Annotated in this window: 11 protein-coding genes, 2 tRNA genes and 1 riboswitch; of the genes, 5 read left to right on the top strand and 8 right to left on the bottom strand. The window is 63.7% G+C overall.

What is annotated here, in order from left to right:
- Nucleotides 1–32 precede the first annotated feature (32 nt).
- Nucleotides 33–1,130, top strand: a complete 1,098-nt coding sequence (aroC, locus tag BLT03_RS02145) for a chorismate synthase (RefSeq protein ID WP_092739806.1) — start codon at nucleotides 33–35, stop codon at nucleotides 1,128–1,130.
- A 78-nt stretch (nucleotides 1,131–1,208) separates the two neighbouring features.
- Here the strand turns inward: aroC and BLT03_RS02140 are convergent, their stop codons facing one another.
- The 5 genes from BLT03_RS02140 to BLT03_RS23700 all read right to left on the bottom strand — a co-directional run bounded on the left by BLT03_RS02140 (nucleotide 1,209) and on the right by BLT03_RS23700 (nucleotide 7,274).
- A complete protein-coding gene (locus BLT03_RS02140; protein ID WP_092739804.1) occupies nucleotides 1,209–3,533 on the bottom strand; it encodes a hypothetical protein in 2,325 nt (774 codons plus the stop codon).
- A 214-nt stretch (nucleotides 3,534–3,747) separates the two neighbouring features.
- The gene (gene nrdR / locus BLT03_RS02135) at nucleotides 3,748–4,197 is read right to left on the bottom strand and encodes a transcriptional regulator NrdR (RefSeq protein ID WP_092739802.1); all 450 of its coding nucleotides are present in this window, start codon (nucleotides 4,195–4,197) and stop codon (nucleotides 3,748–3,750) included.
- A 108-nt stretch (nucleotides 4,198–4,305) separates the two neighbouring features.
- Nucleotides 4,306–5,550 (bottom strand): serine hydroxymethyltransferase, encoded by a 1,245-nt coding sequence (gene glyA / locus BLT03_RS02130; protein ID WP_092739800.1) that lies wholly within the window; start codon nucleotides 5,548–5,550, stop codon nucleotides 4,306–4,308.
- 34 nt (nucleotides 5,551–5,584) lie between these two features.
- Nucleotides 5,585–5,738: riboswitch (ZMP/ZTP riboswitch) on the bottom strand.
- 68 nt (nucleotides 5,739–5,806) lie between these two features.
- Nucleotides 5,807–6,676 (bottom strand): lytic transglycosylase domain-containing protein, encoded by an 870-nt coding sequence (locus tag BLT03_RS02125; protein WP_092739798.1) that lies wholly within the window; start codon nucleotides 6,674–6,676, stop codon nucleotides 5,807–5,809.
- A 232-nt stretch (nucleotides 6,677–6,908) separates the two neighbouring features.
- Nucleotides 6,909–7,274 (bottom strand): hypothetical protein, encoded by a 366-nt coding sequence (locus BLT03_RS23700; protein WP_139160288.1) that lies wholly within the window; start codon nucleotides 7,272–7,274, stop codon nucleotides 6,909–6,911.
- Nucleotides 7,275–7,327: 53 nt separating this feature from the next.
- Here BLT03_RS23700 and BLT03_RS02120 point away from each other — a divergent pair, with 53 nt between their 5' ends.
- Together BLT03_RS02120 and BLT03_RS02115 are read left to right on the top strand one after the other, a co-directional pair.
- The gene (locus BLT03_RS02120; protein ID WP_092739796.1) at nucleotides 7,328–11,152 is read left to right on the top strand and encodes a DUF748 domain-containing protein; all 3,825 of its coding nucleotides are present in this window, start codon (nucleotides 7,328–7,330) and stop codon (nucleotides 11,150–11,152) included.
- A gap of 266 nt (nucleotides 11,153–11,418) precedes the next feature.
- Nucleotides 11,419–14,160, top strand: a complete 2,742-nt coding sequence (locus BLT03_RS02115; protein WP_092739794.1) for a DUF349 domain-containing protein — start codon at nucleotides 11,419–11,421, stop codon at nucleotides 14,158–14,160.
- A gap of 214 nt (nucleotides 14,161–14,374) precedes the next feature.
- Here BLT03_RS02115 and BLT03_RS02110 read toward each other — a convergent pair.
- Together BLT03_RS02110 and BLT03_RS02105 are read right to left on the bottom strand one after the other, a co-directional pair.
- A tRNA-Leu gene (locus tag BLT03_RS02110) sits at nucleotides 14,375–14,459 on the bottom strand.
- Between the two features lie 163 nt (nucleotides 14,460–14,622).
- Nucleotides 14,623–14,707, bottom strand: a tRNA-Leu gene (locus tag BLT03_RS02105).
- Between the two features lie 19 nt (nucleotides 14,708–14,726).
- Here BLT03_RS02105 and rnr point away from each other — a divergent pair.
- Together rnr and BLT03_RS02095 are read left to right on the top strand one after the other, a co-directional pair.
- Entirely contained in the window at nucleotides 14,727–17,015 is a 2,289-nt protein-coding gene (gene rnr, locus BLT03_RS02100; RefSeq protein ID WP_092739792.1) for a ribonuclease R, read from the top strand.
- A gap of 39 nt (nucleotides 17,016–17,054) precedes the next feature.
- Complete coding sequence (locus BLT03_RS02095) at nucleotides 17,055–17,810, top strand: SDR family oxidoreductase (protein WP_092739790.1); 756 nt, start codon at nucleotides 17,055–17,057, stop codon at nucleotides 17,808–17,810.
- 402 nt (nucleotides 17,811–18,212) lie between these two features.
- Here the strand turns inward: BLT03_RS02095 and glgA are convergent, their stop codons facing one another.
- The gene (glgA, locus tag BLT03_RS02090) at nucleotides 18,213–19,670 is read right to left on the bottom strand and encodes a glycogen synthase GlgA (protein WP_092739788.1); all 1,458 of its coding nucleotides are present in this window, start codon (nucleotides 19,668–19,670) and stop codon (nucleotides 18,213–18,215) included.
- Between the last annotated feature and the right edge of the window lie 12 nt (nucleotides 19,671–19,682).

Here is a 19,682-nt window from a genome sequence, read left to right as displayed (position 1 = left end):
GCACCATCGGGGCTCTGTGATAATCGCGCCCCATGAGCGGCAACACACTCGGCACCCTATTCGCAGTCACCAACTTCGGTGAATCCCACGGCCCGGCCATCGGCTGCGTGATCGACGGCTGCCCCCCCGGCATGCCGCTGTCGGAGGCCGACATCCAGGCCGATCTGGACCGCCGCCGTCCGGGCACCAGCCGCCACGTCACCCAGCGCAACGAGGCCGATTCGGTCGAGATCCTCTCCGGCGTGTACGAAGGCAAGACCACCGGCACCCCCATCGCCTTGCTGATCCGCAACACCGACCAGCGCAGCAAGGACTACTCCAACATCGCCGAGAGCTTTCGCCCCGGCCACGCCGACTACACCTATTGGCACAAGTTCGGCATCCGCGACCCGCGCGGCGGCGGGCGCTCTTCGGCCCGCCTCACCGCGCCCACGGTGGCGGCCGGCGCGGTCGCCAAGAAATGGCTGTCCGAGAAATACGGCGTGCGCTTTCGCGCCTGCATGACGCAGATCGGCGAGCTGGAGATTCCGTTCGAGAGCTGGGACCACGTTCCCTTGAACCCATTCTTCGCACCGGTCGCCGACGTGTCGGCCTATGAGGATTACATGGATGCGCTGCGCAAGTCCGGCGACTCCTGCGGCGCGCGCATTCGTGTGCAGGCCACGGGCGTGCCCGTCGGCCTGGGCGAGCCGCTGTACGACAAGCTGGACGCCGACATCGCCCACGCGATGATGGGCTTGAACGCCGTGAAGGGCGTGGAGATCGGCGCGGGGTTCGCCAGCGTCGCGCAGCGCGGCACGACGCACGGCGATTCGCTCACGCCCCGTGGCTTTGCCAGCAACAATGCGGGCGGGGTGCTCGGCGGAATCAGCACGGGGCAGGACATCGAGGTGTCGCTCGCGATCAAGCCGACCAGTTCCATCATCAGCCCGCGCGAATCCATCGACGTGCACGGCCAGAGCACCGAAGTCATCACCAAGGGCCGCCACGACCCCTGCGTGGGCATCCGCGCCGCGCCCATCGCCGAAGCGCTGCTGGCACTGGTCGTCATGGACCACGCGCTGCGCCACCGCGGGCAGTGCGGCGACGTCGAGCCGGCGGTGCCGCCGATCCAGGCGTCGTTCCTTTAAAGCGAGGCTTCGGCCGGACGCCAGAGTCGGGCGCTGGTCGCCGGCTGTCCGGTCCGGGAGCCTGCTGGTTCCTGAACCTCAGCGTGCAGCCGATGCTGCGGGCGTGGGCGCCGGTGGTGCCGACGCTGCCGAGGCCGGCACGGCAGCCGCAGGCGCCTGCACCGCAGCGGCCGGCGCCGGCGTTGGAGCCCGTTCTGTCCGGTACCAGCGCCAGGCGGCCACGGCCAGCACCGCGATTAGCACCAGGCCCACGGCCAGCAGCCACACCGGCCGGCGGGGTTCGGCAAACGGGTCGTCCAGCAGCCGCCGCGCGTTGGCCGGCACGCGCGCCGTCTGCGACAGCGAGCCCCCTAAGCGCGTGTTGATGCGCATGCGGCCGTTGATGGCCCAGCCGCTGGCGTCCAGGATCGGCCCGAGACTGCGCTGGCGCAGCTTGAGCCAGGCGATCAGCATGCTCGGCCCCGAGATGGCGAGCACGATGCCGATGATCGCCAGCGGTATCCACACGCCCAAATCCACGAACTTGCCGAAGATGCCCACCAGCACCGCGCTGATGCTGCCCAGCGCCACGCCGATGGCGGCCACCGTGCCCACGTCCGTGCGGCGCATGGGCTCGGCCACGGTGGAGGAGGGCGCCGCTCCGGCTGGCTTGAGCGGGGTGTTGGCCAGTTGCCCGGCCGTGGCGCCCAGGGATTTTTCGACCCGCGCGTCGCTGGCCGAAGCCCGCTTGGCCACCTGCTCTTCGATCATGCGCAGGAACTTCTTGTAGGGCGAAAAGAACGCCTGCCCGATGCTGGTGGGGTTCTCGATCAGCTTGGTGATGGTGGCGTCCCAGTCGTGGCCCTGGCGGTCGTAGAAGACGCCGTTGCGGCCCACGAACAGAAAGTCCACGTCGCCGGCCGTGAACGCAGCCACGATGGTCATCTTCTGCCCCTTGCGCGTGCAGTCGCAGTAGGCGAGGTAGGTCTTGGCCAGGCCCGCCAGCTTGGCGTGCTTGCCCGCGTCGGCCACCTGCACGGTCAGGTCGCAGCTGCGCGCGTCCAGGTACAGCGTGCCGGCCTGGAAGATCGCGCCCTCGCGCTGGTAGAACGCCGAGAACGACACGAAGTTGTTCAGCAGCACGAGCAGGTCGCGTCGAAGGCGCAGCAGTTTTTCCAGGTCCGCCGTCTGCGTGTTGTGGGCCTTTTCGGCTTCGTCCTGGTCGATCAGCGCCATCACCCTTTCGCGAACGCCGCTTTCATGCAACTGCCGAATGGCGTCGGCCTTGAGTGCGCCGAGCTTCGTGGCTGGTTTGTCGGCCAGCCATTTCTGGCACGGGGCCAGCGCCTTCTGCACTTGCTGCCATTCGTCCTCGGACAGCACCCCGGCGGCGCGCCCGAGCAGCGGTTCCACGGCTTTCTCCCGAAACGCCTGCAAAGCCTCGGCCCATGCGGGGTTCACGCCGTGCGCCAGCGGCAGCGTCCCGTGGGCGGTGATCGGCGCCAGCGGCAGGGCGGCCACTGCGGGGGACGCCGCATCGAGGTCGGTGCCCGCCATGGCGGCGTATTCCTCGGGTGTGGGGTTCAGCGCCGCCGCCGCCCGCGGGTCGTATGCCGCCAGCCGGCACCGCGCGAAAAAGTCGTCGATCTTGTGGCGCACGGCGTTCAGCGCCTGCGTCGCATCGAGCGTGCGGTCGCCCAGCGCCATGCCGGCGGTGCCGCCACTGGCCTGGGCCGCCCAGGCGTGCAGCTTGGCCACTTCGCCGAAAAAAGCCTCGGCATGGGTCCGGTCCACGCCTTGCAGGGGTGGCGGGGTGATGCCCTTCACGGCCTTTTGCTCGATCGGCACGCTGCCATGGGTGGCGATGATCTGCTTGACCGCGTCTGCGGCTTCCTCGTCGTCCTCGGCGGTGTCCGGCGTGATCGCGCCATCGCCGTTGAACCGCATGGCGCTCAGTTGCTCGCTGCGCTCCAGCACCTGGTCGAGCGTGATGCGCGTGGCGTCCGGCTGCCCCGCAAGGGCCAGGATGCGCCGCGCCTGGGCCGCCAGGGCCTTGCCGTCGTCGCCGGCGTCGTCGATCGCGTCGAGATCCAGCGCATCGGCGGGCTGGGCGAGGGTGTCCGGATCGCGCAGACGGGCGCAGGCCCAGGCGCAGGCGGCCAGCAGTTCCGGCGGGCGGATGCGCCCGTCCTTGTCGGTGTCGATGAGGTCCAGCGTGCGCGGGTCGAACTCGATTCCGCGGGTGGGGCAGGCGAGGGCCACCCAGAGTTTTTGGTCCAGCTCGGCCAGCTGGGCGATGTCGGCACCCGTACGGATGGTGACCTGGTCCACACCGCCCGCACGGAAGAACTGCCAGGTGTGGCGTGCGGGAGAAGGCGTGTTTGCGTGGGAGGGAAGGGCGTTGTGCGGTGGCTGGGAATCCATGGGACGAGGGCGATGCGCGCTGGCGGTGGCGGGTGTGGTGGCGAATACACCGGGCGCGAAAGCGGTCCCGGCAGGCGGACGGGGCCAGTTTAGAACGCGAGGGCGAAAATGCCGCAGCCTGCCCTGTCGGACATCGCCGCGTTTTAGTTCGCTATTAAATTGATAGCTGTCAGCGCGTGTCTTTCTTGCGCTGGAGGCCTGAAAGACCAAAAAGCTATTTGCGCACTTCGTCCACGAGTGCGCGGAAGTCGTCGATGTCTTCGAAGCTGCGGTACACGCTGGCAAAGCGGATGTAGGCCACCTTGTCGAGCTTCTTCAACTCGCGCATCACCCACTCGCCGATGTGGCCGGACAGCACTTCACGCTGGCCTAGGTTGAGCAGCTTTTCCTCGATGCGCTCAATCGCGCTGTCGATCTGCACCGTGCTGACCGGGCGCTTGCGCAGCGCCAGGTTGAACGAGGCGAGCAGCTTGCCCCGCTCGTATTCGATGCGCCGGCCGTCTTTCTTGACGATGGCCGGGAAGTTCACCTCCGGCCGCTCGTAAGTGGTGAAGCGCTTGTCGCACGCGCCGCACTGGCGGCGGCGGCGCACGAAGTCGCCGTCCTCGGCCACCCGGGTTTCGACCACCTGCGTTTCGGGGTGGCTGCAGAAGGGGCACTTCATCGCGTCGCCCCTTCAAGGGAGCGCGAGAGGCCCGGCACCCGCAGCCGTCCACCCCAGCGCTGGCGTCGTGGGCGAGCGGTGCCGAGCGGTAAGCCGGGCATGCGGCGATCAGCCGTAGACAGGGAAACGCGAGGTCAGTGCGTGCACCTTGGCCCGCACGGCGGCCAGGTTGGCCTCGTCGCGCGGGTTGTCGAGCACGTCGGCCAGCAGGTTGGCCGTGATGCGCGTTTCCTCTTCCTTGAAGCCCCGCGTCGTGATCGCTGGCGTGCCCACGCGGATGCCGCTGGTCACCATCGGCTTTTCAGGATCGTTGGGGATCGAGTTCTTGTTGATGGTGATGTGCGCGCTGCCCAGGGCGGCTTCGGCTTCCTTGCCGGTAATGCCCTTGGCGCGCAGGTCCACCAGCATCACATGGCTTTCGGTGCGGCCGCTCACGATGCGCAGGCCGCGCGCGATCAGCGTTTCAGCGAACACCACGGCGTTCTTGGCGACCTGCTCCTGGTAGGCCTTGAAGCCCGGCTCCAGCGCTTCCTTGAAGGCCACGGCCTTGGCAGCGATCACGTGTTCCAGCGGGCCGCCTTGCAGGCCGGGGAAGATGGCGCTGTTGATGGCCTTTTCGTGCTCGGCCTTCATCAGAATGATGCCGCCGCGCGGGCCGCGCAGGCTCTTGTGCGTGGTGGATGTGACCACGTCGGCATGGGGAACCGGGTTCGGGTACTGGCCGGCCACGACCAGACCGGCGTAGTGGGCGATGTCGACCCAGAAGATCGCGCCGATCTCTTTGGCGATCTTGGCGAAGCGCTCGAAGTCGATGCGCAGGGAATAGGCCGATGCGCCGGCGATGATCAGCTTGGGCTTGTGTTCGCGGGCCTTGGCTTCCAGCGCGTCGTAGTCGATCTCTTCCTTGTCGTTGAGGCCGTAAGAGACGATGTTGAACCACTTGCCGCTCATGTTCAGCGGCATGCCGTGCGTGAGGTGGCCGCCTTCGGCAAGGCTCATGCCGAGAATGGTGTCGCCGGGCTTGAGGAAGGCCAGCAGCACAGCCTGGTTGGCCTGCGAGCCCGAGTTGGGCTGCACGTTGGCGGCATCGGCACCGAAGAGCTTCTTCACGCGGTCGATGGCGAGTTGCTCGACCACGTCCACGTTTTCGCAGCCGCCGTAATAGCGCTTGCCTGGGTAGCCTTCGGCGTACTTGTTGGTGAGCTGCGAGCCCTGGGCGGCCATGACCGCAGGGGAGGCGTAGTTTTCGCTGGCGATCAGCTCGATGTGCTGTTCCTGGCGAACGTTTTCAGCCTGGATGGCGGCCCAGATTTCGGGGTCGGCCTGGCTGACGAGAATATTGCGTTGGTACATGTTGGCAGTCCTATGAACTTGTGTCCCTTGAAACAAGGGCTGCCCAGGCGAACGGCGGAACACATCGGGCCTTGCAGCCCGTGCGGCACGCTCCCCAGTGGTTCACAGGGGGCAAACCCCTGCCGGTTTCCACGTCAGCGGCGGAGTCGTTGGGACTACCGCGCCTATCGCCAGTTGCGTACCCCCCGAGTGTAGCTGACCGAAGCCGGGCGCCCGGCACCCCTTTACGAATCGATGCCATCGCGGCACCGCTGGATCAAAGGTCGGAAAGAAGCGCCACCTTGTCGGCGCTGTCCTTGGGCGTTTCCGCTTCCGCAGCCGCCTTGGCAGGCACGGCCTGAGCGGGCTGGGCAGGGCCCTGCGTCGAGAGCATCGGAGGCGCCGCAGGCACGGGCGGCTGCAGCGGCACCGAGCGGCCGCTGGCCACCTGGCGCAGGCGGAAGTGTTCGGCCAGCACCTTGGCGGCATAGCCGCCGTCGTCCGGCAGGTTGGCTGCGCCGACGTAATAGCGCAGGCCACCTTCGAGCGATCCAGCGCGGGCAATGCATTCCTGCAGAACCTTCACGCCCACCCGCAGATTGCTCACCGGGTCGAACGCCGCGAAGTGGCCACCGAAGTTCTGGTACTTGTCGGTGTGGATGTTCGTCATGACCTGCATCAGGCCCTGGGCGCCCACCGCGCTTTGCGCAAAGGGATTGAAGCTCGATTCCACGGCCATGATCGACAGGATCAGCGTCGGGTCGAGCTTGGTCTTGCCGCCGATTTCATAGGCCTCGGCCACCAGCACCGCCAGGGGCTCGGGCGCCACACGGTATTTCTTGCTGAGCCAGTAGGTGACGGCCGCCTGCTCCTTGGGCAGCTCTTTCGGATTGCTCGCCGTGGCGCGCTCGCTGGCTTCCGGCTCGATCGGAGTGCCGATCATGGCCACCTTGCGGGACTGCAGCCAGCCCATCAGCTTCTCTTCTCCGGTCTGGCGCAGATCGGGGCGTGCCGTCAGGGTGATGACGGCAAAGGCAACGGCCAAGCCAACGAGGGCAAAGCTGCTGTGGGTGATTTCAAGAAAACCGTCGATCACATCGGATGCGAACGTTCGCACTCCGGCGACCACTTTTCCTGACGCTGTCATATCGCTTTTCCTTTCTGAGTCGAGGCCTGAGCAAGGTGGCCCACATGGGGCCAGGCCGTGCCAGGCATCTCGCCTGGATTGGTTCGCCATCAAGTTCGCAGGGCCTGCCGTAAAGCGGGCAACGAGCGAATTGACTTAGCCGGTATCGGCAGCGGATGGAAGATCGTCAACCCCGTTTTTCAGGGCTCGCGGATTCTAGGAGGGCTCTTAATACATAGTCAATACTAACAAATCAAATTGTTAGATCAATTTGATCTAAAAAACCTGTTAGGAAACACAGATTTCCAGCGTTTTTTCGGCGCGATTGACCGCCGGTCGTTACGTTGTGGTCGCGCGGCTTCCAAGAATCCAATCGCCTGAGGTGCAGCGATTGAAAATTCAGTTTGTGGGCCACCATGAACTTGGCTACATTGGCCTTGCCTGAGTGATTCAGGCATCGCCCGACGAAGCGAAACCGCTCTTCAAATGCATGCAGTGCGATGAAGGTGACAGGCCCAGCTTCCAAGGCAGACCCCGGAGGCAATACCTTGTCTCCTGCCCTGTGGACGTTCAACTCCAGGGTGCAAACGATGGCAAAGACCGTTGTGTCAGCCGTCAAGCCCGGTGCGGATCGACAGATCCCGCCGGGCTTTCTTTTTTGCGTCTGGTTACATGTCAAGCCGGTCGATTTCTGCTCGAATCGATGATCTTTGCAATAGGAACCGGACGTCTCACGTGGCCTCGAAAGCGCTTTCTCTGATTAAAGGCCCGTGGTTCCGCCGCGCGGCTTGGGCCATGCTGATCTGGCTCGGTTTGTGGGCGTTGGCCTGGGGCCTGGTGCCAGCCGGATTGCGCTATGCGCTGCAGACGAAAGCGTCCGAACAAATCGGCCGCGAAATCTCGGTCGGCAAGATCGATTTCAAGCCCTGGACCCTCGAACTGCAAGTCCATGACCTGAAAGTCGCCGCAGACAGTTCCGGCAAGGAGCCGCAGCTGGAAATCCGCCGCCTCTATATAGATGCAGAGTTGCGGTCCCTGTGGCACCTGGCACCTGTGATCGATGCGTTGGAGGTGGACGGGCCGGTGCTGCGCCTGTCCCGCACGGCGGCGGGGCGTACCGACTTCGATGACCTCCTGAAGAAGCTGGCGACCCCTTCGACCACTGAGTCGAGCAATGGGCCGCAGCGCTTTTCTCTCTACAACCTGGTGGTGCGGGACGGCGCCGTCGATTTCAATGACGTATCGGAGGGCCAAGTCCAGACCTTGCGTGGCTTGTCTTTGAGCGTTCCCTTCCTGAGCAATCTGCCCGCAGATCAAACCGTCAAAGTCGCGCCGCATCTCGCCTTTCAACTCAATGGAACGGCATTCAATACTGGCGCCCAGAGCACGCCCTTCCTGGACAGCCGCGATACCGAGGCAACGCTGCAATTCAAGGGTCTCGATCTGCGGCCATTTCTGGCCTATTTACCGGACGGCCTGCCGGCCCGCGTCGAGCAAGGCACGCTGGACGCCGATCTTCGGCTGACTTTCCTGCAGCGAGCCGAGCCGACGCTCACGCTGAGTGGCATCTTGCAGATCCAGGGCGCACGGTTGAGCGATCCGCAGGGCGGTGATCTGCTGTCGTTCGACGCGTTGACGGCCAACCTGAAGGAATTGCAGCCCTTGCAACGCAAAGTGCACGTGGGCTCGCTGACTTGGCGCAACCCCCGCGCGACGGTTCGGCGCGACCGAGAGGGCCAATTGGCGTTATTGGCTGGGAAGGCGCCTGCGCCAGCTACGTCTTCACCTGACAAGCTCGCAGCCGTCAGTCCACCCTGGAGCCTTTTGGTGGATCGGGTGGCGGTGGCCGGTGGTCAGGTCGAATGGCAGGACGACAGTACGGCGCAGCCTGCTCGCATTTCCGCGAGCGACTTGCGCGTCAATGTCACCCGTCTGGTGTTTCCCTTTGACAAACCCTTGCAGTTCGTCGCGGATGCGAAGCTTTCATCGGAAAAGGGTGGCGACGCTGCCGCAGCGTCGTTTCAGGGACTGATCGGGGCAGGATCTGGCAACGTAGCGGCTTCCATCCGTGGTTTGCCTTTGGCCATGGCCCAGCCGTATCTGGCGGCCGTGTTGCAGCCGAAGCTTTCCGGTACTCTGGATTCTGATCTGGGCCTGGCATGGAATGGCTCGGCATGGGCCGCGAAGTTAGCGAAGCTGTCGGTGGACCGCGCAGAACTGGCCTGTGGACCTGCGCGTGATTGCCCGGCGAGCGCCATTGCGGGGCTTGCACTGCGGAACAACGCGGCCTGGGCGGAAGTTGGCCGCATCGAGGTGGAGGATGCATTGGTCCAAATGCCCCTGCGTGCCGTTTCCCTGCGGCGCGTAGCGGTCCTTCAACCCAAGCTGCGCCTGGAGCGGGGAGCCGATGGCCGCTGGATGCTGGAGCGATGGTTGGCGCAGAAACTCCCTGGCACGGCCGAGCAGGCTTCTCCGCCGGGCAAGCCGGGAAGGGCGCAGTCTGACGCGCCGGTCTGGGGCGTGCAATTGGCCGAAGTTTCAGTCGATGGCGGAGTGCTGGCTTTCAATGACGCGGCGAAGTCGCAGCCAGTATCGGCACTTCTGGATGCGTTCCAATTGCGGGCCAAAGGTTTCGGCTGGCCTGCCACTGGCGGTGCGACCGCTTCACCGTTGTCGCTCTCGGTGTCCACACGGCTGGCTGCTGGCCGGTCCGAGCCCGGCAGTCTGGCTTATGAGGGTTCTTTGCAGCTGGCGCCCCTGCAGGCGCAAGGCAAGGTGCAGATATCCCGCTTGCCGCTGCATCCGTTCGAGCGGTATGTGGAAAGCCCGATGGCGGTGGACGTCATTCGCGCACTGGCCAGTTTCAACGGTGACGTTCGCTATGCCGCGCAGGCGGAAGGGGCGGCCGTCGGGGTTCGGGGCAATGCCTCGCTGGAGGATGTGCGGGTGCGGACTTTGGTTGCTGCTGCGCCCGCGCCGGCTTCCCCGGATGCGGCGCCTGCTGCGCCAACCCGGGGAGAAGAGTTGCTGAACTGGAAAACGCTGGCCTTGCAAGGGCTCGACGTCAATTGGGTTCCTGGCAAGCCTGCGTCCGTGGATGTCAAGGAGACCGCATTGAGCGATTTCTTCGCCCGCATCATCGTGCAACCCAATGGCCGGATCAATCTGCAAGACCTGTCCCGGCCCTCGCAGGATGAACCTACCGCCACCGCGAATGCCGCAGCTCCGCAGCAGGCTTCCTCAGCCGCAGTCGCATCTTCGGTGGCCTCTGGTAAGTCGGACCCGTTGGCTCCCGTTTTCCGGTTCGGGCCGGTTGTGCTGACCGGTGGCTCGGTCCGGTTCACCGACTCGTTCGTCCGGCCCAATTACTCGGCGGATCTGAGTGACCTGAACGGGCGACTCAGTGCCTTTGCTTCCGTGCCTCCCGGCGAAGGCAGCGAGCCGACCATGGCCGATCTGCAACTGCGTGGGCGCGCGCAGGGTTCGGCCTCACTGGAGATCACCGGGCGCCTGAACCCCTTGGCCAAACCGCTGGCGCTGGACATCCAGGGGCGCATGCGTGATCTGGAATTGCCGCCGCTCTCGCCCTACAGTATCAAATATGCGGGCCACGGCATCGAGCAGGGCAAGCTCAGCATGGACGTGAACTACCGTGTTCTTCCGGACGGCCAATTGACGGCCAGCAACAAGCTCGTGCTGAACAAACTGCGTTTTGGCGAGCCGGTGGACGGCGCCCCTGCCAGTTTGCCGGTGCGCTTGGCCGTGGCGCTGTTGGCGGACCGCAATGGCGTGATCGATGTGGAACTGCCGATCAACGGGTCGTTGAACGACCCGCAGTTTCGCCTGGGTCCCGTCATCTTCCGTGCCGTGGGTAATCTGGTGATGAAGGCGATCACTTCGCCTTTTTCATTGCTCACAGGATGGATGGGCGGAAGCAGTGAACTGGACCGAGTGACTTTTGCGCCGGGCAGCGCGGCGCTGGACGATGAGGCCTGCAAAGCGCTCGACAAGGTCGGGCAGGCACTTTCGGACCGACCGGGCCTCAGCATGACCGTTGCCGGGCATGCGCAACTGGACGCCGATCGGGAAGGATGGAAACGGGCGCAACTGAAGTCCCGGGTGCTGGCGCAGAAACGCCGTATAGCGGCGCGGTCCGGCGAGCTGGTGGCTGGGCAGCAGCCCCAGGCACCGAGCGCGCAGGAGTACGCGGAATTGCTCCAGGAGGTTTACCGCAGGACCGACATCGCGAAGCCTCGAAATCTGGTCGGCATGGCCAAAGAGCTCTCCGTGCCTGAAACGGAGGCCCTGTTGCTCGCTAACATTGCCGTGCCGGACGACGCCATGCGGGAACTGGCCCAGGCGCGCGGCCTAGCGGTCCGCGACTATTTGGCCGGCAGACAGGTATCGCTTGAACGGCTATTTGTCGGTGCCCCGAAAACGGATGCAGAGAGCCCGAACTGGTCGCCCCATGCAGAGCTGACGCTGTCGACGCGTTGAACGGCGAGCTCAAGCGTAGAAACAAGCTTTTGCATCCTGGGTCGCCCGTGGGCTACATTGCCGTATTGCAGTCGTGACACTGCGCCTCATATGCAATGCGCTGGTGTTTGAACGAGGTTCTGCTGGCCTGTTTGCGCCGGATAAGACGCACGGCATAGAGGTCTTGCCAAAACCGGGCGAAAATAGCCCCCTTGTTTCCGGCGGCGTCGTCTGCGCTGCCTCTAGGCGCTGGCTCCATCGGCCACGGCCTTTTACCCATTGAATCCATGTTTCCTTTTTCTTCTCGCAACAAAATGTCTGACGCACCCGAAGTGAACCCGGCCCCGGCCAAGCACACCGAGCCGCATCCCTTGGATGCGCTGACGGGCGGCGCGTTTTCTGCCGCGACCTCGGGGGAGAGGGCGTCGCGCATCCGCGAGTGGCTGCAGACGCAGCCAGCGCCTGAGCAGTTGCAAGAGGTGTTCAAGGAGCTGAGCGGGCGTGACAAGGGTGCTGCGCGTGCGGTGCGTGAACGCCTCGACGAAATCCGCCGAGCCAAGGGCCAGGAAGCCATCGCTGCCGAGTGGGCGGAGAAAGCGCAAAGCCTGTTGTCTGCGGGCAAGCTGAATATTGCAGACGCGTTGGCTTGGCAGCGGGACGCCGCGAAGGCTGGCGCGCCTTTGTCGCGCGAGCCCTTGGCCTCGCTGAAGGTGCAACTGGCCGAACGCATGAAGGTCATCGAAGACCTGCAGCACCGCGTGCAAGTGCAGCGTGAGGCCGCCGTGCTGCTGGCGCAGCGCATCGAAGTGCTGTCCACCAAGCCGTGGCGCGACGCCCAGGCTGCCTTGGAGGCCTTGCGAGTCGATGTGGACCGTTGGCAACAACAAGCCCAGGAATTGACGGGCGACCCCTCCTGGGCCAGTGTGGAAGCGCGTTTCCCGCCATTGCTGGATGCGTCGCGTACCCAGTTGCTGGTGGTGTGGGATGCGTTTCAGCCAGCGGTGGCGCAGGCCGTGACTGCCGCGCAAGACCCCGCTGCGGCGCTTCCGCCCGTGCCTGTCTGGGCGGATGAATTGCGCGTAGCGCGCGGCCAACCGTCCGAAACTGCAGCGGCGCAGCAGGTTTCGGCCCGCACGCCAGCGCGTCCTAAAGTGGATCCCGAAGTGCGGGACAAGGCCGTGCAGTCGGTGCGTGAATCCCTGGGCAAGCTGGAGCGTGAAACTGCTGAAGGCCACGGCAAAGCCAGTGCGGGAGCCGCCGCTGCGCTGCGCGCCGTGCTGAAGACGCATGGCAAGCACATCGATGCTGCGCTGGAGCAGCAGGTGCATGCTGCGTTGGTGGCCGCGGGCGAGCTTGAAGGCTGGCAGCGCTGGAGCGCTGACCAGGTCCGTGAAGACCTCGTCGCCCGTGCTGAAGGCCTGTTGCAACGGCCTGAAGGCCAAGCCCTGGGCGGCCGCAAGATGCAGGAGACCCTCCGTCAACTGCGCGAGCAATGGAAGCAGGCAGACCAGGGCGGTCCTGCCAACCATGCCCTTTGGAAGAAATTCGACGAGGCCTGCAACGCGGCTCACAAAGTGGTCGAAGCCTGGCTGGAAAAAGTGCGTGCCGACGCGGCCGAGCACAAGGCGCAACGTGTGGCGTTGATTGAAGAGGTCAAGGCTTGGACGGCAGATCAGGCCAATGCCGGTCAACCGGACTGGAAAGCCGTCAACCGCGCGCTCCATCAGTTTGGTGACCGTTGGCGTGACGGCGGGCATGTCAGCGAAAAGGTGTTTGCCGAACTGCAGCCGCAATGGAAAGACGCCATGGCGGCCGCAGCGGCTCCGCTGGAAACTGCGCAAAAGGAGAGCCTGGCACGTCGCCATGCGTTGATCGACGAGGCGGTCGCATTGGGTTCGGCGCCTGCTTTGCGGGTGGATGCCGTCAAGGCTTTGCAGCAGCGCTGGCAGGCAGAGGCCCAGTCCGTGCCACTGGACCGCAAGCATGAGCAAAAGCTGTGGGATGCGTTCCGCAAGCCCATCGATGAAGCGTTCAACCGCAAGTCGGCCGACCGAGACAAGATGGCCGGCGAAATCAGTGCGCGAGACCGTGTCGTGCTCGACGCCTCCAAGGCACTGGAAGAGGCCAATGCCAGCGGCGATGCGCAGAAGATTCGCGCTGCCATGTCCGCCTTGGAAGTTGCGCTGCGTGGCCAGGCTTTGGCCAACGAGGCCGCGGCTTCTGCTGCGGCAGCCGCGCAAACCCAGCCGGCGGCTCCATCGGGCGATACGGCTTCCGTCCCGGCGGAGGGTGCCGCATCGGACAGTGAAGAGGGTAGTGCGAACGCCGACCAAGGTGCACCTGTCGCCGCTACGGCACCCAAACCTGCTCCCCGTCCTGTGGTGGCGGTGCGTGGCGATGATCGTCCTGGGATGAAGAAGGACGCGCCGGCAGTACCGGGCCGTCCTGGACGTCCGGGTGATCGCAAGGACGGCCGTGGCCCGCGCGATGCAGGCCGAGGCGGTGACACCCGCGGCGATCGGTTTGGTGACCGTGGCGATCGTTTCTCAGAGCGTTCCGAACCTCGTGGTCCCCGCCTGGGCGACAGCGCATTCCGCGCTCAACGCGAAGCGCTGGAACACGCTCAGTCGACCCTGCGCAAGCTGGCCGCTCAGGCGCATGGCGAAGCGCTCACGCAGTTGATCGCTGCTTGGCAAAAGCGCGATGCAGCACAACTGCCCAGCACCCAGGAACTGGGCGGGCAGGTGCAGGGAACGGTTCGCTCGGCCTGGGCTCAGGCGGTGTCAGCTCCCCCGCAAGGCGACGCGTCGGAAGCATTGCTGCGCTTGGAAATGGCCGCAGAGGTGCCGACGCCCGCAGAACAGTTGCAGGCGCGTCGTGCGATGCAATTGCAGTTGCTCACCCGCCGCAACGATCCGACCCCTGTGCAGACCTGGGGCCAGGATGTTGCCCGAGTGCTGGCAAGTCCGAGCGAAGAGTCCAGCGCTCGCCGGCTTCAAAACGCCTTGAAGACTCTGCTGCGCAAGTAAGGTTAGTTAGCCAGCGCCTACACAGTGCCGTTGACTGCACCAAAGGTTTTCATAACCTTTGGTGCGGCGATGCCGTGATGCGAAATTTGGTGGAGCTACTGGCGCTCTGGGCTTGGGCTCCAACGCCTATGGATCCCGGCAGCGTTCAGTAGTTACTCTGGCAAGATATCGGGCAAAAAAAAGCCGCTGTGTGATCACAGCGGCTTTTTAAATTTGGTGCCCAGGAGAGGACTCGAACCTCCACGATGTTACTCGCTAGTACCTGAAACTAGTGCGTCTACCAATTCCGCCACCTGGGCATTTCAGGAAGACTCGAATTATAGTGCGATTTTTCAGGGGTATGGTCGAGCAACAAAATTTTGTTGTTCGGGCATTGGACGGAGTAGGCGAAAGGCGCAAAAAAAAGCCGCTTCGAAAGAAGCGGCTTTTTTGTCCGAAAACCTTGCAGGTTATCGTTAAACTTGGTGCCCAGGAGAGGACTCGAACCTCCACGATGTTACTCGCTAGTACCTGAAACTAGTGCGTCTACCAATTCCGCCACCTGGGCATTTCAGGAAAGACTCAGATTGTATATCAAAAAATCGACCCCCGGCGCACCTGCTGCGCGCAATGAAGACGAGATCGAAGGCAGTGTGCAGGGGCATCGCGACGGACATGGATTTGTGCAGCGCGACGACGGCGAATCCGATATTTATATTCCTCCCAATGAGATGCGTGCCGTCTTGCACAAAGACCGCGTGCGTGTGCGAATCGTTCGACAAGATCGTCGGGGCCGTCCCGAAGGGCGCGTGGTTGAAATCATCGAACGGCCGAACCAACCCATCATCGGGCGGCTGTTGCAGGAAAGCGGCGTCTGGCTCGTGGCGCCTGAAGACAAGCGGTACGGACAGGATGTTCTGATACCCAAAGGCGCTACCGGCGCGGCGAAACCGGGCCAAGTGGTCGTGGTCCAGCTGACCGAGCCGCCGGCCTTGTTCGGCCAACCTGTGGGACGCATCACCGAAGTTCTGGGCGAGGTGGACGACCCTGGGATGGAGATCGAGATCGCCGTGCGCAAATACGGCGTGCCGCATGAGTTTTCGGCCGATGCACTCGCGCAAGCCAAGGCGCTGCCGGACAAGGTTCGGGCTCAGGACAAGCGCAGCCGGGTCGACCTGACAGATGTGCCGCTGGTGACCATCGACGGCGAAGACGCACGCGATTTCGACGATGCGGTGTACTGCGAGCCCACCAAAGTCGGACGTGCCAAAGGATGGCGACTGCTCGTTGCGATTGCAGATGTCAGCAACTACGTGGAGACAGGCAGCGCGATCGACATCGATGCGTACGACCGCGCCACCAGCGTGTACTTTCCGCGCCGCGTGATCCCGATGCTGCCCGAGAAGCTGTCCAACGGACTTTGCTCGCTGAATCCGGACGTTGAGCGCCTGTGCATGGTGTGCGACATGCTCATCACCGCCAAGGGCGACGTGCACGCGTACCAGTTCTATCCCGCGGTGATGTTCAGCCATGCGCGGTTCACGTACACCGAAGTGGCGGCCATCTTGGCCAACACACGAGGACCGGAGGCGACCAAGCGCAAGGCGCGCGTCAAAGACCTGCTCAACCTGCACGATGTGTACCGCGCCCTGCTGGCTGCACGCCATGTGCGTGGTGCGGTGGATTTCGAAACCACCGAGACACAGATCATCTGCGACGACAACGGCCGCATCGAAAAGATCCTGCCCCGCACCCGCAACGATGCGCACCGCCTGATCGAGGAGGCCATGCTGGCGGCCAACGTGTGCAGTGCCGATTTCATCGCGCAAGGCGGGCAGCCCGGTCTGTTCCGCGTGCACGAAGGCCCTACGCCGGAAAAGCAGGAAATCCTGCGCAACTACCTCAAGGCGATGGGTGTGGGCATGACCATCGGCGACGATCCCAAACCCGGGGATTTTCAGGCGATTGCTGACGCTACCAAGGATCGCCCGGACGCGCAGCAGATCCATACGATGCTTCTGCGGTCCATGCAGCAAGCCATTTACACCCCGAACAACAGCGGCCATTTCGGGCTCGCATTCGAGGCATACACCCATTTCACCAGCCCCATCCGTCGTTATCCAGACCTTCTGGTTCATCGGGTGATCAAGGCGATTCTCAGCAAGAACAAATACCGTTTGCCCGCGCTGCCGACTCCCGGCGAAGCGCATGCCAAACTGGCTAAACGTTTGGCAGCAAGGGCTGCCGCGCCGACCACCCAGCCTCGCAAGGAGGCGCCCGTGGCCAGCCGTGAGACGCAGGCCTGGGAGGCCGCTGGGCTGCATTGCAGCGCCAATGAGCGCCGTGCCGACGAAGCCAGTCGCGACGTCGAGGCCTGGCTCAAGTGCAAGTACATGCGCGAGCATCTGGGCGAGGAATACAGCGGCGTTGTCAGTGCGGCAACCAGCTTCGGGATCTTCGTGACATTGGATTCGATGTATGTCGAGGGCCTCGTGCACATCACTGAGTTGGGCGGCGAGTACTTCAAGTTCGATGAGGCTCGCCAGGAACTGCGTGGCGAGCGCACGGGCATCCGCTATGCGATCGGCAGCCGCGTGAGGGTGCAGGTCAGCCGGGTGGACCTGGATGGCCGCAAGATCGATTTCCGGCTTGTTCGCGAAGGCGAAGACCTTGCGCTGCCACGCCCGACCAAGGGCAGGGCGGTGGGCGCTGGGGGCTCTTCGGAAAGCCGCGGCACGCATGCGGGTGCCTCGTCCGGTAAGAAGTCGTCAGCCCGCGGTGCATCGTCTGATGAAAGATCGTCGCGCAAGGCGCCCTCAAAGCCTCCGGGCAAACGTGCGGGACCGGCCCCTAAAGGTCGCAAGTCCCGTCGATGAGGTCAGCTGTGCGATTCAGGACAAGTCAAGGAACGGGCGATGAGTAATCCATCAAAAGTTGCCATCGTCACGGGTGGCGGATCTGGCATTGGCAAGGCGGCGGCATTGGCATTGCTCCGCGACGGTTGGCGTGTGGTACTTGCCGGGCGTCGGGAAACGCTGCTTCGGGATGTCATTGCCGAGGCAGAGGCGGGAGACCGTGCCCTGGCGGTCCCAACGGACGTGGCCGATCCCGAAGCGGTGCGTGCGCTGTTCGATCGAGCGGTGGAGGTTTTCGGTCGGGTCGATCTGCTGTTCAATAACGCAGGTGTCGGCGCACCGGCAGTGCCGATTGATGAACTTCCGCTGGAGCAATGGCACCGAGTTGTGGGCACCAATCTCAACGGCATGTTTTATTGCCTGCAACAAGCGTTTCGTGTGATGAAGTCGCAGCAACCCCAGGGCGGCCGGATCATCAACAACGGCTCGATCTCTGCCCACACGCCCCGGCCTTTTTCGATCGCCTATACGGCCACCAAGCATGCCGTGTCGGGCTTGACCAAGACGGCTTCGCTGGATGGACGCAAGTACGACATCGCCGTCGGGCAGATCGATATCGGCAATGCGGGGACTGAATTGGCTCAGCGCATGACCCAGGGCGTCCCTCAGGCGAACGGCCAGATTGCTGCGGAGCCTTTGATGGATGTCGACATCGTGGGCACTTCGGTGCTCTACATGGCGAACTTGCCGTTGGAGGCCAACGTCATGTTCCATACCGTCATGGCCACCAAAATGCCGTTCGCCGGACGGGGATAGCAACAGGTGAATGGGTTTGCCGGCCTTGGCCGGCAAACCGGTCAGCCAGCCGAAGTCAGCAGATTGCTGGATGCGAAGTCGGAACAATGATTGCGGTGACCATTGCCCATGGCTGAGGGAGAGGCGCTGACGCCGTCCGTGCCGAGCGATATCGGAATGGACCGTGCGGACATTCGCGTTGCGTCTGACGTTGGGGCAACACGTTGCTCGGGGCTGCGCTCTTGGTACGTGGACAGGAAGGGCCAGGATTTACGGGTCATTTCTATCTCCTAGAAAGTGCAGGGGCCGAGGTCGAGGTACGAGTACCTTTTATGTGCCTCTTTACCGTGGCACTCGATGAGTATTTCCTCCGTTCTTAATGTTTTTTGTAGGACAGAAGAGAACAATAGGGCGGCTAACTTCTCATGTTTGCAGCAGTTGAGCGTAAAGCCCGGCATAGGCATTCGCTGATGCTTCCCAGCCGAACTCCTGGCGCATGCCCGCGCGCTGCAGCGACTCCCAAGCAACCGGTGACTTCCATGCAGCGATGGCGCGTTGCACCGCGTCGTCGAACATTTCCTGCGTGGCTGCCGGCATGACAAACCCCGTTCCTTGGCCTTGGTCTGAGTCGGCATCGACCACCGAGTCCGCAAGGCCACCCGTCCGAGTGACGATCGGCGGCGTCCCGTAGATTTGGCTGTACATCTGGTTGAGCCCGCACGGCTCGAAGCGCGAGGGCATGAGAAAGCAATCCGCCCCGGCTTCGATTTGATGGGCCAACGACTCATTGAAACCCAAGGTGACGCTGACATGCGCAGGATGTCGGGACGCAAGCTCCATGAACCGGGCTTGCATGGCCGCATCACCACTGCCCAACACAACCAGTTGGGCACCTTGCTGCAACATGCGCTCGGCGCCTGCAAGGATCAGATCCACACCTTTTTGGTGGGTCAGCCGCCCCACCAATCCAAACAGCATGCGGTTTTCCCCCGCGTCCAGGCCACATTGCTGTCGCAGCGCGGTTTTGTTCAGGGCTTTACCAGATGGGCTCTCCACGCTGTACGGCGCTGCGATAAGCGGATCATTGGCTGGGTCCCAAATCGTGCCATCGATACCGTTGAGGATGCCGTGCAGCACATGGGAGCGCTCCCTCAACACCCCATCCAGGCCGAAGCCCAGCTCGGCACTCTGGATTTCTCGCGCATAGGTCGGGCTGACAGTAGTGATGGCGTCTGCAAAGTTCAAGCCCGCCTTGAGCATCGACATCTGGCCCCAGAATTCGACGCCATCCACGCCCCTGAGTTCGGTCGGAATGTCCAGCGACTCGCAAGCCTGCAGTGGAAAGACGCCCTGGAACGCCAGGTTATGAATGGTGACCAGGCTGCGTGCTACGGGCGCCCCGCTGGGGCTGGCTTCGGCCCGTGCCTGGGCAAGATACAAGGGCGCCAGTCCGGTAGGCCAGTCATTGGCGTGGACGATATCGGCCTGCCATCCACAGGGACTGTTTTGCGTACCGATCATTGCCGCCACGCGGCTGAGCAGGCCAAAGCGAAACGCGTTGTCCGCGTGGTCAGCACCGTCCGGGCTGCCGTAGGGCGTGCCTGCACGTGCATACAGTTGCGGGCACGAAAGCAAATAAAGGACGAAGCCGTCGTCCTGGCGCAATCGGATCAACTGCGCCGCGGGCCAGGGGCCATGCGGAGCAATTGCGAACAACCCCACGATCTGACCGGCAAGGACCATGTCGCCATAGGCCGGCATCAGCAGCGCTACCTCATGTCCCAACGCTGCCAATGCGCGCGGCAGTGCGGCGCTCACATCGCCAAGCCCGCCGGTTTTCACCAGCGGCGCACATTCGGAAGTAGCAAAGAGCACTTTCATTCGAACAGCGCT

Source organism: Paracidovorax valerianellae (assembly GCF_900102625.1).
Lineage (GTDB): Bacteria > Pseudomonadota > Gammaproteobacteria > Burkholderiales > Burkholderiaceae_C > Paracidovorax > Paracidovorax valerianellae.
The sequence above is the reverse complement of the archived record's forward strand: the minus strand, read 5'-3'. Positions and strand labels throughout refer to the sequence as shown.

Coding starts and splice junctions, on each gene's coding strand:
- aroC (WP_092739806.1), top strand. CDS start 33: ATGAGCGGCAACACACTCGGCACCCTATTCGCAGTCACCAACTTCGGT.
- BLT03_RS02140 (WP_092739804.1), bottom strand. CDS start 3,533: ATGGATTCCCAGCCACCGCACAACGCCCTTCCCTCCCACGCAAACACG.
- nrdR (WP_092739802.1), bottom strand. CDS start 4,197: ATGAAGTGCCCCTTCTGCAGCCACCCCGAAACGCAGGTGGTCGAAACC.
- glyA (WP_092739800.1), bottom strand. CDS start 5,550: ATGTACCAACGCAATATTCTCGTCAGCCAGGCCGACCCCGAAATCTGG.
- BLT03_RS02125 (WP_092739798.1), bottom strand. CDS start 6,676: ATGACAGCGTCAGGAAAAGTGGTCGCCGGAGTGCGAACGTTCGCATCC.
- BLT03_RS02120 (WP_092739796.1), top strand. CDS start 7,328: ATGTCAAGCCGGTCGATTTCTGCTCGAATCGATGATCTTTGCAATAGG.
- BLT03_RS02115 (WP_092739794.1), top strand. CDS start 11,419: ATGTTTCCTTTTTCTTCTCGCAACAAAATGTCTGACGCACCCGAAGTG.
- BLT03_RS02095 (WP_092739790.1), top strand. CDS start 17,055: ATGAGTAATCCATCAAAAGTTGCCATCGTCACGGGTGGCGGATCTGGC.
- glgA (WP_092739788.1), bottom strand. CDS start 19,670: ATGAAAGTGCTCTTTGCTACTTCCGAATGTGCGCCGCTGGTGAAAACC.